Annotated in this window: 12 protein-coding genes and 1 pseudogene; 5 read left to right on the top strand and 8 right to left on the bottom strand. The window is 58.1% G+C overall.

The annotated features are described in order from the left end of the window. A partial coding sequence (locus CWI66_RS11565) for a helix-turn-helix domain-containing protein (RefSeq protein WP_157808968.1) occupies positions 1-133 on the bottom strand: 133 nt, incomplete at its 3' end. Positions 134-237: 104 nt separating this feature from the next. Between CWI66_RS11565 and CWI66_RS11560 the strand changes: the two are divergent. Beyond that, positions 238-1,012 (top strand): annotated as a pseudogene (locus CWI66_RS11560) (methyl-accepting chemotaxis protein); the annotation flags it as partial. Positions 1,013-1,261: 249 nt separating this feature from the next. Here CWI66_RS11560 and CWI66_RS11555 read toward each other — a convergent pair. From CWI66_RS11555 to CWI66_RS11545, 3 genes are all read right to left on the bottom strand, one after another. Then, positions 1,262-2,482, bottom strand: a complete 1,221-nt coding sequence (locus tag CWI66_RS11555) for a glycosyl transferase (protein WP_100731738.1) — start codon at positions 2,480-2,482, stop codon at positions 1,262-1,264. Positions 2,483-2,500: 18 nt separating this feature from the next. Further along, positions 2,501-3,406: an HAD-IIB family hydrolase gene (locus CWI66_RS11550; RefSeq protein ID WP_081193613.1), complete on the bottom strand. Its 906-nt coding sequence runs from the start codon at positions 3,404-3,406 to the stop codon at positions 2,501-2,503. An 822-nt stretch (positions 3,407-4,228) separates the two neighbouring features. After that, complete coding sequence (locus CWI66_RS11545; RefSeq protein WP_100731737.1) at positions 4,229-5,260, bottom strand: OmpA family protein; 1,032 nt, start codon at positions 5,258-5,260, stop codon at positions 4,229-4,231. Positions 5,261-5,373: 113 nt separating this feature from the next. On the opposite strand from CWI66_RS11545, the gene CWI66_RS11540 reads away from it, so the two are divergent. From CWI66_RS11540 to CWI66_RS11530, 3 genes are all read left to right on the top strand, one after another. Then, positions 5,374-6,111, top strand: coding sequence for a hypothetical protein (locus tag CWI66_RS11540; RefSeq protein ID WP_232710873.1), 738 nt, complete (start codon positions 5,374-5,376; stop codon positions 6,109-6,111). 5 nt (positions 6,112-6,116) lie between these two features. Then, a complete protein-coding gene (locus tag CWI66_RS11535) occupies positions 6,117-6,695 on the top strand; it encodes a FlgO family outer membrane protein (protein WP_100731740.1) in 579 nt (192 codons plus the stop codon). A gap of 105 nt (positions 6,696-6,800) precedes the next feature. Next, complete coding sequence (locus CWI66_RS11530; RefSeq protein WP_100731736.1) at positions 6,801-7,637, top strand: glycosyltransferase family 32 protein; 837 nt, start codon at positions 6,801-6,803, stop codon at positions 7,635-7,637. Positions 7,638-7,729: 92 nt separating this feature from the next. On the opposite strand, the gene CWI66_RS11525 is transcribed toward CWI66_RS11530, so the two are convergent. Both CWI66_RS11525 and CWI66_RS11520 read right to left on the bottom strand, forming a co-directional pair. Beyond that, positions 7,730-8,971: an O-antigen ligase family protein gene (locus CWI66_RS11525; protein WP_232710871.1), complete on the bottom strand. Its 1,242-nt coding sequence runs from the start codon at positions 8,969-8,971 to the stop codon at positions 7,730-7,732. 237 nt (positions 8,972-9,208) lie between these two features. Further along, positions 9,209-10,690 carry a M14 family zinc carboxypeptidase gene (locus CWI66_RS11520; protein ID WP_100731735.1) on the bottom strand — a complete coding sequence of 494 codons (1,482 nt, stop codon included), beginning with the start codon at positions 10,688-10,690 and terminating at the stop codon, positions 9,209-9,211. Between the two features lie 377 nt (positions 10,691-11,067). Here CWI66_RS11520 and CWI66_RS11515 point away from each other — a divergent pair, with 377 nt between their 5' ends. Next, complete coding sequence (locus tag CWI66_RS11515; RefSeq protein ID WP_100731734.1) at positions 11,068-13,089, top strand: hypothetical protein; 2,022 nt, start codon at positions 11,068-11,070, stop codon at positions 13,087-13,089. A gap of 125 nt (positions 13,090-13,214) precedes the next feature. Here the strand turns inward: CWI66_RS11515 and CWI66_RS11510 are convergent, their stop codons facing one another. Together CWI66_RS11510 and CWI66_RS11505 are read right to left on the bottom strand one after the other, a co-directional pair. After that, the gene (locus CWI66_RS11510; RefSeq protein ID WP_100731733.1) at positions 13,215-13,982 is read right to left on the bottom strand and encodes a SapC family protein; all 768 of its coding nucleotides are present in this window, start codon (positions 13,980-13,982) and stop codon (positions 13,215-13,217) included. A 142-nt stretch (positions 13,983-14,124) separates the two neighbouring features. Then, positions 14,125-14,466 carry a hypothetical protein gene (locus tag CWI66_RS11505; RefSeq protein WP_100731732.1) on the bottom strand — a complete coding sequence of 114 codons (342 nt, stop codon included), beginning with the start codon at positions 14,464-14,466 and terminating at the stop codon, positions 14,125-14,127. Positions 14,467-14,849: the final 383 nt, after the last annotated feature.

Here is a 14,849-nt window from a genome sequence, read left to right as displayed (position 1 = left end):
ACCAGGCATCGGTGCGCTGGCGCAGGAAGTGGTTGTAGACGTACCGCACACAGCCAAACGTCCGGGCAAGCTGATCGGCTTGCTCAGGCGTAGGATAAAAACGATAACGGTAGGCGCGGTGTACGGTCATCATGATTTGAATCTAGCGCGGTAAATATAGCCTGTCAACCAAGAGGCGCTGCACGCCTCGCGCTATCCTTCCCCGGCCTGGAAGGCCGAGGTTTGACGCGCAATTTGATCAACCGCATGCGTGAAACCCTGGCGGACACCATCAGCGATATCCATCACGGCGCGGACCAGGTCAATAACGGCGTCGAGCAGATCGTGGGCGTCAACGAAGAACTCTCGACGCGCACCGAAGAGCAGGCTGCGTCGCTGGCGGAAACGGCCTCCAGCATGGAGCAGCTAACCGCAACGGTAAAACAGAACGCTGAGCATGCCGACCATGCCCGCAACCTGGCCTCGCGAACCACTGAGAGCGCTCAACGCGGTAGTGACGCCATGTCGTCCGTCATCGACACCATGGCCACCATCAATGAAAGCGCCACTCGCATGAGCAGCATCGTCGAGACGATCAATGCGATTGCCTTCCAGACCAATATCCTGGCGCTGAATGCCTCCGTGGAAGCCGCCCGCGCCGGGGAACAGGGTCGCGGTTTTGCCGTGGTGGCCAATGAGGTACGCCAACTGGCCAGCCGCTCCGCTTCTGCCGCTCAGGAGATCAAGGGGCTGATCGAGAATGCCGATGCCCAGGTGGTGGAAGGCAGCCGCCGAGTGCGCAGTACCGGCGAAGTGATCAATGGCATGGTGGGCGATATTCAGCAGCTCAGCACGCTGGTTCAGGAGATCTCTGCGGCCACCATCGAACAAAGTAGCGGCATCGAGCAGGTCAACCAGGCCGTGACACAGATGGATCAAATGACTCAGCAAAATGCCGGGCTGGTGCAGCAGAGCAACCACGCTACCCAGCAATTGGCGCATTTGAGCACTCAGCTGCGTCAGATGGTCAGCAACTTCAAGCTCAATGCCCAGCGGCGTCAGGCCACTGAGCTGTCGCTCACGCCGCCACGCCAATCTACCCACCACGACGACTTCTAGAAACGTCCCCCGGCAGCGCTATCCAGTAACGCTATCCAGCAACGCTGTTAACCCCGATGTTTCACCACAGTAATCGCGAACGCCTTTGACAGCGCACACCCTTGTAGGGTGTGCGCCAAGGCCAGCAGCCCTTGTCAGCAAAGGGCCGCCATGGCGACACCGGCTACACCTTGCCCTGGTTATCCAGCGCAACGGCTTCGTGCATGCGGGTCAGCAGGTCGGGTACAGCAGCCTGCACTCGGTTCCAGCTGGGAATGAACGGGCGCTCACGCGGGTTGTCGAGAAACAGGTTACCGGCTTCCAGCAGGTTGCTGGCAAACAGCTCTACTGCCTGCTCTTCGCAGTGACGGTCGAGGCTCAAACCGTTCATGGTAGCGTCGTGGTCGTAGGCCTCGATCAAGTCCAGCGCCAGCCGATAATAGGTTGCCTTCAGTGTACGGAAATCCTCGCTGCTGAAGCTCACCCCGTGGGTCGCCAGCTTGCGGTAAAGGGCCTTGGCGATATCCAGACTCATGCGGTTCAAACCACCGCTGGCATCCTCTTCGCTCACTGGCTGGTGTTTGTGGTCATAGGCATCGGCAATATCTACCTGGCATAGCTGGCGATGCGAGTAGTTGCGCTGTAGCTCCGAGAGCACGCCAATTTCCAGCCCCCAATCGGCGGGAATACGAATGCCCTCCAGCACGTCGCTGCGCATGGCAAACTCCCCCGACAGCGGGTAGCGGAAACTGTCCAGGTAATCCAGATACGGTAGCGGGCCGCACACGGTCTTCAACGCTCGCAGCAGCGGCGTCACCATCAAGCGAGACACCCGGCCATTCAGCTTGCCTTCGGCGATGCGCGGGTAGTAGCCCTTGCAGAAGCTGTAGTTGAAGCGTGGGTGCGCCACCGGGTACATCAAGCGCGCCAGCAGGCTACGGTCATAGGTGAGAATGTCGCAGTCGTGTAGCCCAACCACGGTCGAGCGCCCGGAGGCCAGCACATAGCCCGCGCAATACCACACGTTGCGCCCCTTGCCAGGTTCCAACGCTCCCAGCCCGTGGTGTTCGAGCTCGGCATCCAGCTCACGCAGCCGGGGCCCATCGTTCCATAGAATGCGGGTGTGCTGCGGCAGGCGTGAGAAAAACTCGCGGGCATAAAGAAATTGTTCGCGATCGGCCCGGTCCAGTCCAATCACGATTTCGTTGAGATACGGCACTTTGGCCAGCTCGTCCACAATGGCCGAGAGTGCAGGCCCTTCCAGCTCGGAAAACAGCGACGGTAGAATCAGCCCCATGGGGCGGCGCTTGGCAAATTGGCACAGCTCCCGCTCGAGCTCTTCCACGGGGCGACGGGTCAGGTTATGAAAATCGGTGATGACGCCATTCTGATGAAAATCACTCATGGGCACTTCCTCGTTGGGTTAAGCCGTGGCCGCTTGCTGGTGGGATTCCGCCGCTAATCGGCGGTCGTCTCGCCCCCACCAGTGAGCCACCCCCTCGGCCCATCCGGCTGGCCCGGTTGCCTGGGTGCGATACAACGCCCGGTTGTGCGGTGCCACCATCAAGTCATGGCAGCCCTTGATCACCACGGCCTGGTCCACGGCTTCCAGCATGGAAACGTCGTTGGGGCCATCGCCGAGCCCCAACGCCAGCGGCTGGCGCCCGCGCAGCGCCGCAAAGCGCTGGATCAACCAGGTCACCGCACTCCCCTTGCCTGATGCCTGCGCCATGACGTGCCAAAAACGCCCGCCCTGGGTCATGGTCAAACCATCGCCCTCCAGCGCCTCGCGCAGGGTCTCCAGGGCACGCTCGTCGTCTTCCCAGATCAGCGGCTCGCTGCCCTCACGCCGTTTGGCCGCCTTGGCCCGAGGCTCGTCCAGGCCGGTTCTGGCGATGACTTCCGCCACCTGCATCTCTCCCATGGGCGTAAACCGCAGGTTGAGGCGCTGCTTCCAGATGGCCAACCGCGCACGGATAAAGCGGATATCGACCCCCGTGTGCTTGATGACCACGCCGTCTGGCCCGCTGCCTGGCCGATCAAGGCTGGCATGGCACCAGCCTGGCGGCAGGCCAATCACGGCACCGTTTTCAGCAATGAAGGGCGTCGCTGTCAGCCCCAGGGCTTCACGCAGCGGCAGTAGTTCTGCCCGAGTTTTGCTGGTCACGGGAATCACCGGGACACCCAGCTGCTTGAGACGAGCAAGCCAGGGAGCGGCAGGCGAAAAATCATAGCTATGGTGGTCCAGCAAGGAACCGTCGAGATCAGTGACCACCAAACGCGGCTGTAACGCGGGATCAAGTAGTTCAGGACTAGCGAACTCGGTCATGGCAGCACCTTCTGCAAACTGAAATCAGGTCACCCAAAAGCCCAACGTAGCCATCTTTTGAGATCAATACCCAAGGTAGACAACCACCAAAGCAAAATGCATGCCAAGATGCTTTAATTAAATAAAATCAAAAGATTAAAACACGATTCAAGCGATGCCAGAGGAAGCACCAAAATAGGGCAACCCATGACGCACCAAAATAGAGCATGAGAAAGAGGCAGGGAGGTCGGGGAAATAGTGCTGAATTATTGTACAAGTCTTATCTAATCAAAACACCGAGCATAAAAAAAACAAAAAATTTGCACAAACCCTTGGCAAACATTTCAAAATAGCTATACTCGAATTGTACCCACTGACTGTCTCGTACACCCCCCTCACCTGATGTCAGTGGGCTGCAGTGAGCCAAGCCCTTTGATGCCCGCCACCCCCCTGGCGGGCTTTTTTTGTTCAGCAAAAACAAAGCAGTCCCAAGCCTGCCTGTGGGAAGCCCATTCATTGGCTTATAGCCAGAGCAGTCACCCAAGCCATCCTGTGGGAGGCCAATTTCATTGGGCGACTGCCTGGGCAGGCACCTGTGCTTGAATCATCGCGAGCTAAAGCTCCCTCCCACAAAAAGCTCCCACTAACAGCAGGGCTTCTTGAACAGTGGGAGGCCCATTCATTGGCTTATAGCCAAAGCAGCTACTCAAGCCTGCCTGTGGGAGGCCAATTTCATTGGGCGACTGCCTGAGTAGCCACCCATATCAAGCCAAATGCTGGAATCATCGCGGGCTGAAGCCTCCTCCTACAACAGTGAGCAGTCCCAAGCCAGCGCGTGAGTGCCTACTCCACGTGAATCACCACTTCGACACGGCGGTTGCGGGCGCGCCCTTCGGCGCTGCTGTTATCCTCCAGCGGGCGGGTATCGGCAAACCCGACGGCGCGCAGCCGTTCAGGTTCGACACCTGCAGCCTCCAGTGCTTCGACGATGGCAATGGCCCGTGCGCTAGAAAGCGCCCAGTTGGACGAAAACTCGGGGGTATTGATCGACTGACTATCCGAGTGCCCTTCGACCCAGACTTCACCGTCGTAGCGCTGAATGGTTTCCAGCAGGCTTCCCACCAGCGATGTACCGCCCTCGGTCAGCCCAGCGGTGGCTGAAGGAAACAGCAGCTGATCCTGCACCCGCAGGCTGATACCTTCCGCTACCCTGGAGACCTCGACGCCTTCCAGGTTCGGCAAATACAGCGATGTTTCGACGCGTTCGGACAGCTGCTCGTCCAGCGCCAAAGCGCTGCTGATGGCCTCATCGTCAATCTGTTGCACGTTGACAGGCGGTCGGTCGGTCAGCAGTACCATGTAACTGGCCAACGGCTGGCCCAGGCGCTGCGTCTCATCGACGAGCAGCGGCGTAGGCAAGGCGGGCAAGTAGCGCTCCAGCAGCGGCGCGACGGGCGATGTGTCGCTTTCGGCGGGTGCCAATGCCAGCAAGGGTGGCGCCCCCATAGGCTCGGGAACGCGCATGATCGGAGCAGGTAATCCTGCGACCCCCAGAGCCGCACTGATGGCCATCGGGCTAAGCGTGCCGGGCTCATTCAGGTAAGCGATGTTGCGCTTTTGGCGTCGCTCATCCAACAATGCGGGCAGCGGCACTTCAAGAGCAGGCACACTGCTTTCGCTGACGTCGGTGTCATCTGCTTCAGGGCTCCAACCGGGGCCGGTCACCCCGGCCGCCGCAATGATGATCACGAACAGCGCCACCAGCAGCGTCATGATGTCGATATAACTAATCATCCAGCCATTATTGCTATCGTCTTCCGGGTATGATGACAACAACGAATCGTGACGGGGGCCGCTACGGTGGTCCTCAAGCATGGGGGTTACTCATTCAAGTTTTAAACCTCGTGGCCGATCTACTATGAGCATGGCAAACTAGTCTATCAAAATGCCCTGTCAAAAAGCCGTTTACCAGCGATAAGGAACACTCGGTGCGCATTCGTCCTCTGTTGTCTCTCACTCGCCGCTACCTTGCCCCACTTGGGCTAGGCGCGGTTGGCCTGACGCTAAGCGGTTGTTTTTACGCCAATACATCACAGGCACCAATCGCCACTACCTACCCTTACAGTGAACAGCAGCGCATGCAGGCCGCGCACCATTGGAACGTGCTGGCCCAACATGAAGCCACCCATATCTTACAGCGGGAACGCGTACGGTTTCGCGACCTGTATATTACTCCTACCCATGATCACGGCCTGCACGGCTACAGTGGCGGCGAATTTGAACGTGGGTTTCGTACCTTACTCACCAGCGAACTCGTTACCCGCGGCGCCTCGGTCATGACCGAGCCAACCGATGCTACCGCAGAGGTACGCATCGGCGTAGAAACCGTCACTCACCGTGACCGAGGCTTCATCCGTCCTCCTGTGGGTGCTTTTACCGCACTCACGGCGGGCATTGCCGTTGCCACCATCCCCTATAACCAGTGGAGCGAGCCCGCCCTGGGACTTATCCCTGGCGGCATACTGGCCGATATTACTAGCGGTAGTTGGACCCACACCGGTAACGAAGAGATCATCATCACCACGCAGATCGTCGATGGCGAGCGTATTTTATACTCCTCTTCCAATATCTATTACATCAATGCTGGTGACCGTCGCCAGTATGCGCCGCACAGGGTTCCGCAAGCCCCCACGACGCCCACCGTTTCCATCACCGACACCTGGTAATGTATATGGCTACCCCTGGATCAAAGGCCCAGCGCCCCTATCGCCGCTTGGCTATCGCCGCCACCCTGCTCGCCATGCTAGGGCTGGCTGGCTGCTCGACGTTCGGCAATACCTCACCGCCGGAAGCGCCCAAACCCGACCTCTCTGCCCTGGCGCATCAAGCCGCACAGCAAATGGTTACCAATAACCCCGAACTGACCCGCTACAGCCCAATGATTGCCGCCACGTTCGTCAGCATCGACAATCTGAGCCAATCCTCCACCTTTGGCCGTATCAGCTCGGAAATCATGGCATCCGCGCTGGCACAGCAAGGCATGCAGGTTCGTGAAGTCAAAATGCGTGATAGCATGTTCATCGAAGAAAACGTAGGGGAACTGATTCTATCCCGGCAGGTACAAAGGCTCAGCTCCCAGCACAACGCCCGTTCTATCTTGATGGGCACCTATGCCCAGGGGCAGGATTACCTCTATGTGAGCACCCGCGTAGTCCGCGCAGGCGATGCCATGGTACTGGGCAGTGCCGATTTCCAGTTACCGTTGGACAACAACCTGCGCAGCCTGCTGGAAGGCCAAACGGGCTGGTAGCATAACCTTACCCCATGGATGGCCCATGGAGCCCCTATGGATAGGCCCCGGCCTAGCGCGCAAGCATGCCCACCAGACCGTTCATCAAATGAGTAACGCACGCCCATGTCACGTCACACTAAAAAAAGCAGGCCCGTGATTGTCGCCACCAGCCGCATCATCAAACTGCTGGCCAACATCACCAAACTGCTGAGCTATGGCTTTCACGCACTGTTTCCCGATAAACGCTTTACGCTCCCCGAGCGCTCCGCCCCTTGGCTGCCCCCCAAGGGCGAATCGACCATTCCACGCATCATCTGGCAAACCAATTTTACCAACCGGGTAACATTACCGGTTTACCTGAACTACCTGTTCAACCGGTTGATGGCACCGCGTTTCGAGTATCGGTTCATGATTACCGAGGCCAGAAAAGCGTTCATTGCCGACCACTACCCCGCAGAGATCAATCAACAATATGATCGCCTGCAAATCGGTGCTGCCCAAGCAGACTTCTGGAGGCTGCTGGTGCTCTACCAGCATGGTGGCGTGTATCTGGATATCGATGCCCACGCGATCTGGCCCTTGGCCAACACGTTAGGCAAGCATGAGGAGCTTTACATCACCACGCGCCGTGGTGAGCTCAGCAATTATTTCATTGCCAGCCGCCCCGGCAATCCGAACCTGTTGAGGCTGATCGAGCGAGTCCAGCACAATATCCAGGACAGCTCCCTGACCAACGTCTTCGAGTTGACCGGGCCGGGAGTTTTCATCGCGCTACTCGATCAACAGGCCGTGCCCACTGTCTCCTATCGGCATGCCTGCAATCAGGGCAGCTTCACCAATGAGCATTTTCAGTATATCGACAAAAAAGCGGGAAAATGGACCCGCGAGCAAAAAACGGTTCCGGTGGTCGCTCCCGTGCTGGTGCAAGAACAAGTACCAGAAGACACCACCACCACCTGAGCAGGGGTGATCAGGCCAACCACACCGCATGCCCAACACGCCTCTTGACGCACGTATTCAACATACGGTGGAAACGAAAAGCGGTGGCCCGTTTAAACCACGTACCGCCTTCTTGCACTATAGCTCGCCCACAGCACGGCCAGCCAAAAAGCATAGAACATGGCGCCGCTGTTGTGGGCCAGAAAGGTCTGAGACAAGCCAAAATCGATAAACGCCACTGGAAGCAGCGTGCCGGCAACGGCGAGTGAGCGTAGTGCGTAATCCTGATGTGCCAAGCCAGTGGCAAACAAACGAATGGGCACCATGTATAGCAACAACAAGACGCCCAGCCCTACCAACCCCCGCTTGGCAAAAGCATCGATAAACTCGTTATGAGCATGACCGAACTCCGCCGCCATGGGCGAGATAACCCCTTGCTCGCCCAAGGCCTCCATGGCATTCCGGTAACCAGACTCCCCCCAACCCAGCAGCGGGCGCTCCTGAATCAGCTGGGCGGCTCCACGCCACATCTCAAAGCGCAAACCCAATGAAGTATCGCGTTCGCCACCGGAAACATAGAGTCCAATATCATTCACCGCCGCATCGACGCGCTGCTGTACGCCTGTTTGCGGCAAACCATACACCATGGCCACCAACAGCAACACCGCCCCTACCGCCCCCGCCTTGACCCCCAAGGGCAACTGGCGGCCATAGCCCCGATACAGCACGAAGCCCACCACCGGCAGCCCTACCCAACCCCCTCGGCTACCCGACATGAACGAGCCGATCATGCCCATCGCCACCCCCAGCAACAATAGCGCCACCCAGCCAGTGCGCCGCTGGCGAGTCGCCGCCCAGCCAAGGCCTGCACAGCACAGCACGCCCATCAGCATGCTCAGGTTGCCAAACTGAATAGGATGCAAAAAGCCGCCCACCCGCTCTATACCTTCGGCCATCTTCAACCACATGGCCCAACTACCGGCCCCAATGGCCCCCACGGCCAGTCCGCTCCACATCCAGCTCAAACGCGGCGGGTAGCGCAGGATCAACAGCAGCACCGGCACCGCCAACAAAAAGCGCACCGGCCGATCAAACCCCTTAGAACCCAAATCCCACAGCGAAAGCCCCCCCACCACGCTGCCGTACAACAACAGCACGCCGACCACCCAACGGTCGGCCGCCGTCAAGGCCCGCGAAGAACGCCTGACCACCAGCATGAGGCTGGCCAACAGCAACAGCACCGGACCAAGGGAATACCCGGTAGGTACCACCAGCGCCACCGCACCAAACAAAAACACCGCCACACTGGTGAAGCGGTGCATCACATCCCACTGAGACTCGACACGACTCAACATAAACAACGACCCTGACCACCCGATAAAGCCGCCGATGTTAGCACAGCCCTACCATATCTGACCCGCACTCAATCGTTGGGCGGCCTTACCGGTAACTGAATCTGGCTTGCCGTTGAATCAAAAAAAGGGGCGATGGCTCGCCCCTTTCCACCCAACATGATGCACCAATACTCTGAAGCCCAATGCATGCGCCGTTTATCCATTGCTCACGACCACAGGTTGAAGGCCTCCTATAGATCAAGCAGCCAACGCATCATCCAACACCGCTGCGGAAACCCCTACTACTTCAGGCTGTAGCTCTGTCTCTGTGGGCATACCCTCCTTATCGATACGCTCATCACTCAAGGTGTAAATGTCTTGATACTGAATGCGCTCACCGCGATCAGGGATCTGTAAGGCCAGCGCAGGATCAATATCAGTCAAACCGCCACTTCCCAGTTCGGTAATCACGCCAATCATGCTCATCAACCCCTCCAGTATCAACGCACTGGACAGCGCATTATAATTCACCGCCAGCCCTTCATAAGCGATCAGCTCCATTTCCTCCAGCCCGCGTTGCTCGATCAATAGGGTCGGGACACCATCAATCGCCAAACCATTGCGTGCAATCTGCGGCGTATCGCCACCGGGAAACAGAGAAAGAAAGCCATAATCAAACTCAGCAACACCCTGAGCCAAAGCAACGGCAGCCTGCTGAGCGGTGGCCGTCACCTGGTCATCGATCAGATCATTGGTTGGCCACAAGATAGAGATCGTTTCCAGCTCACCCGCCGCATTGATGTAGTTATTCTGATTGTGGTAATCCAGAATCAAATCTGGTTGAAAGCGCGCAATTTCCTGGCGAACAGCCAACGCTTCAGGAATCAGCGCCAAGTCCAGAGTCTCGCTAGAATCCCAGGTACGGTTCAGGTCAATGTCGGCAGAGTTGCGACGTGGATCAATCGTGGTATCGGGAGATGCCTCACCCGACGCTAACTGAACCCAACGCTCGAAGCCGTCGGGATTGACTCGGGGCATCACGGTCAGCGATATTTCACTGCGCAGCCACTGCGCTTCCGGACTATCGCCACTCAACCATTCCAGAAGCAACATGGCCGCTTCTGTGCCAGTAGGTTCATCGCCATGTTGCTGAGTAACGATCATCAGCTTGCGTGGACCACTACCTACAGAGGCGCTATACAGTGGCCGCCCCTCAAGAGATTCACCTACCTCCATCACCGTCAGCGCGTCGAACTGCTCGTCCATCGCGGCCAGCTCGGCATACAACGCCTCATTACTACGCAAACCCTCCTGGATCAACGTCTGTGCCGGATCATAGCGTTCCGGAGAGACCTGTTGACTGTAAAAACGAGCAATAGACGTGGTAGCGTCGAGCGCTTCGCGGTCAGCACCCGTGGCGGATGCCATAATAGATTGCAACAAGACCGGTGCAGATACGCCCTGAGCCGCCAAAGAACTCCAATAACCACCGCCCTCCGCATCCACAGGTCGGCCAAAATAGGCTGGGTATACCTGGGCCAACCAGTCATCATCTGCAGGTAGTTGGAGACGTTCGGAGAATTCATCAGAGTTGGCCATCAACATCAGCGCATCGTCCAATGCCAACGTACCGCTCTCCAGTTGAGAAAGCCAATAGTTCAACCCATCAGGGTCTGCAGCACGACCAAAGAGACCCAGATAATAAGCTTGCAGCGTATGTTGAGTAGAAAGCAGGGACATAAACATGCCCTCCTGGCTATTTATCGGTAAAGCTCCCTGTCATTTGCTAACACGCCCTCATGACGCAGACTGCCAAAGGTGTAGCCCCTGTGGCACTGCCACTGGTCAGTTCTTGCCAAATCGACAGAGTGACCGTGCGTGTTCCCCCCACCTTTAAGCAATAGTTAAAATCTATTGACTTGTCAACGTGCCGTGCCTCCCCTACTCTGCTCCCCTCAATCCATCAACACCTCACCAAGCACCCACTTGTTCAGCGTATCTTGCACAACGGATGGTGCCTTCACTGCTACGAGTCGATACTTTCATTTATGTCACATACAGCCCAACCTTACTTGCCTGAGCCCCCACCTGTACCGCTGGCAAGGCTCGGCATCCTCTTGCTCGTTACCATTGCAACCGTCCTGATCGTTTACCGACATCCCGTATTGTCGGGGTTCACCCATACCACGGGCCATGAACTCGATGGCGTGATCGCCACCAGCCTCATCGAGCACTGGTGGAACGTGCTTCAAGGCAACGCGCACTGGCAAACGGTCAATTATTTTGCCCCCTATACCACCACGCTGGGATACAACGACGGCTACCTGCTATTCGGCCTGATTCACTCCGTGTTCAGAGCGCTAGGGGCAGACCCCTTTCTAGCCGCAGAACTCTCGCTGTGGATATTCAGAGCAATAGGGCTAGTGGCCTTTTGGGGGCTGGCACACCGCTGCCTGGGTCTGCCCTACTGGTCTTCGCTGGCAGGGGCCATACTTTTCTCGCTCTCCTCTAGCGCCTACCTGCAGTCGCAGCATGTACAGCTCCTGACCATCAATCTGGCGCCCCTGATGGCCTGGTGGATGCTGGGCACGTGGCGCTGCTTTCAAAGGCAGCAGCGGATTAGCGCCATCGGATTTTCAATCGCCAGTATCCTGCTGTATGCCTCATGGCTGCTTACTGCCTTTTATATGGCATGGTTTTTCGCGCTATTTGCTCTGCTGATGCTGCTGGTCGCGTGTGTCATGACATGGGCAACGGTGAAGACAGCGCTGCAACACGCCATCGCCGCCCCGTGGCGAGGCCGCCTGCTCTGGATGGCGCTCTTCAGCGCGCTTGCTGCCCTACCCTTCTTGTGGGTTTACCTACCCAAAGTGCGCGAAACAGGTGGGCACGCCTACCATTCGGCACTGACCTTCATGCTCACCCCAGGAGACCTATTCAACGTAGGCGAGCACAATCTGCTCTGGGGCTGGCTGTTCAGCCACTACAAGGCATGGCTAAATCTCAACCCCGACAACAACTACGAACTGCTGGTCGGGCTACCCCCTTTCTTCCTGATCGGCGCCGCCCTGGCCACAGGCTGGCTAGTGCTTTTCAAGCGCCGGCAACACCCCCTGTGGGCAACCCTGGCGGTCACCAGCTTCATCAGCCTCCTGCTGGTCGTCCGCACAGGAGACCTCAGCTTATGGTGGCTGATCTGGCACGGCGTACCCGGTGCCAGTGGCCTGCGGGCCGTTGCCCGTTACGCTATTTTTACCGTACTACCCCTATGCCTGTTATGGAGTTTTGTCTTAACAGCCATTGGTAAACGCTATTCCCCAGGCCTCTGCCTGCTGCTCGTAATACTGCTTAGCAGTGAACAGCTCAGCTCAGAGAGCAATGCCGAGGTACCCAGGCACGCCTACCTGCAAGACCTGACTTCAGCAGAAACGCCCCCCGAGCAGTGCGACACCTTCTTTGTGACGGGCAGGCGGCAGGCCGATCAACACATCACCACCACAACGCTGTTTGGCGACCTGTACCCGCACAACGTGGCTGCCATGCTTTTTGCTGAGTGGTGGGGCGTACGCACCATCAACGGGTTCTCGACATTCAACCCCCCCACCTGGAATTTTGCCTACCTGCCCGAAACAAGCTATCGATTCAGGGTGCGCGATTACCTGGTACACCATGGGCTCAGCGACGGCGCATGCGCCTTCGACCTTGCCTCTCTCACCTGGGACACAGCCCCCTTCGCGGAACATACCCTCGCCGCGCTGGCAACATTGAAAACACAACCCCTTCCGCCCACAGAGCAACTGGACCTAGACCTGACACGCAGCCCCGTGCATCTGGCTGACCCGGAGACATGGCGATTCAGTGTCGCCATCGAAAATATCGGTGCTACACCGCTGGCTGCCCGACAACCTCACCCCATCAACCTGGGCGTGCAACTTTACGACGCCGAAGGCAACCAGATCACCCCTGACTTCATCAGACTATCGCTCAATGACCTGCTTCCTGGCGAGCAGCTCGAACTACCCCTGGAAATTTCCAGACAACGGGTAGCAGGGCACCGTCTCAAGATTACACTGGTGCAGGAAGGGGTCGCCTGGCTGGATGAAGTAGCGCCTCCCCTGTGGATGACCTTCCCTCCGTGACACGCACCGGCAACACTGAAAAACGCAAGGGCAAGCCAATGGCTTGCCCTTGATACTTCTAGGCCCTTATCAAGCTCAAGCCCTTATCGAGCTTAAGCCTTTATCAAGAAAGGCCGCACATCGCCTCAACTGTCGAAGTCAAATGACAGCTCGTCGTCATCCCCAAAGACGTGATCGAGGCTCTCCGGGGTTTCCCCTACCGGCGCATTTACCCGTGCCAGACGCGTCAACAAATGCGTCTGCGCCAGTGAAAGGTTCAACGCATAAGCAATGGGCAACGCCTGACTGCGCCGCAAAGCAAGAAATGTCTCGTCCGACACCGCCGCCAACGCTTTTTCATCCACCATATGCAGGCCCTTCAACGCCAGCCCCAAAGGCTGTGTCACGCTGTCGGGCCACGGCGTGAACACCTCGGCGCTGGCCAGGGCAGCCAACGCCTTCTCGGTGGTACGCTGCTTGGGGAAGTTGGCTTTCAAGCGCGCCAAGCGCTCCGCCAGGGCAGCAGCGGGCTGACCATCTTCCGTGAAAAATGGCGCGCCGCTATCATCGCCACTGCCCAACACGCCACTGTCACGGTCCAGGGCCATCACCCCTTTGTCACCGATTTCGATGATGTCCATCGGCCAGGTCTTGACCCATTGAGGCGTGTAAACGCCCAGCCACTTACCATCACGCACGAACAGGTTATGCCCCTCTGCCGTGCCGCACACGCCTACCAAACGCCAGCGCTTATCGACCTGGACCACAGCCAGCGGCATGGTCGCCGCCGCATTGGCCAGCTCCCCTGCATGCAGCGGAATCAACGGCTCCCGCGCCGCAAACGCGACATCCGTGGGCGGAAACCAGGATAACCCCTGGCAGGTTTTAGGGCTGACAATCAACGGGTTAGGCATAACGCCTCCAAAACTCAAAAGATACAGCCCATAAGCGTAGCGCTTCCATGAAGGAATAAAAACCCCACCAGGGCAATGGCATCTACATCCGCAGCAAGTTGCCCCTTGGCCACCTACGTATGCCGTGCGCCATTGGATAGCATCACATGGTGTTAGGTAGAAAAGGCGCTATCCAGGTAAAAGAGAAAATCAACACGACGGTAACCGCCTCCATCAGAATAAACCCGAAGGCCGCCTGCATGGCCTTGCAGATTTCCAGGCACTGGCCCAGTGGGTAGGGTTTGCCCAGTTTGATGGGCTTGTGCTGGCGCAACGGCGGGTCGATTTGCTCGCGCAGGGCCAGCAGGTAAGCCTCCAGGGCGGGCAGCGCGGGCAACAGGTGCTGCCGGGTAAGGGTTTGCTGCCGCCCCACGGCCAGCGCGGGCTGGTTGGGCAGCAGCCCGGCCACGGGCAGCGCGGCCGGTGGCAAAGCATGAGAAGGCATGGAGGCTCCTGAGTAGCGTGGTCGACCTCGCCAACATACGGCCAGCCCCTTGCAAAGTACAGCCCACCCCGCCGCCCACGGGGCCAGCGCCCAGCGGTGGCGGCCGAGGGTCAAAAAAATCGAACAAACCACTTACCTTAGTGGCGCAATGTACACAGGTAGTATAAGTTGAAGGTATTGCGACACGGTGTTGCTCTCGGATACGGGTATCGCATTCACGGATGAATGCTCGCGCCATTGATGGCCACACGCTCGCCCCCACCTGGGGGCTTTTTTTTGCCTGCGTGTTGGGGCTGGGTGGGCATCGGGCAGGCGCTGCCCAGGGGGCACCGAAACGCCCCCGGCAAGCCATGCCCAACGGCACCCATAAAAAAACCCCCGGC

The organism is Halomonas sp. 141 (genome assembly GCF_002810305.1).
Classification (GTDB): domain Bacteria; phylum Pseudomonadota; class Gammaproteobacteria; order Pseudomonadales; family Halomonadaceae; genus Vreelandella; species Vreelandella stevensii.
Note: the sequence above shows the minus strand (reverse complement) of the source record. Positions and strands in the feature narration are given on the sequence as shown.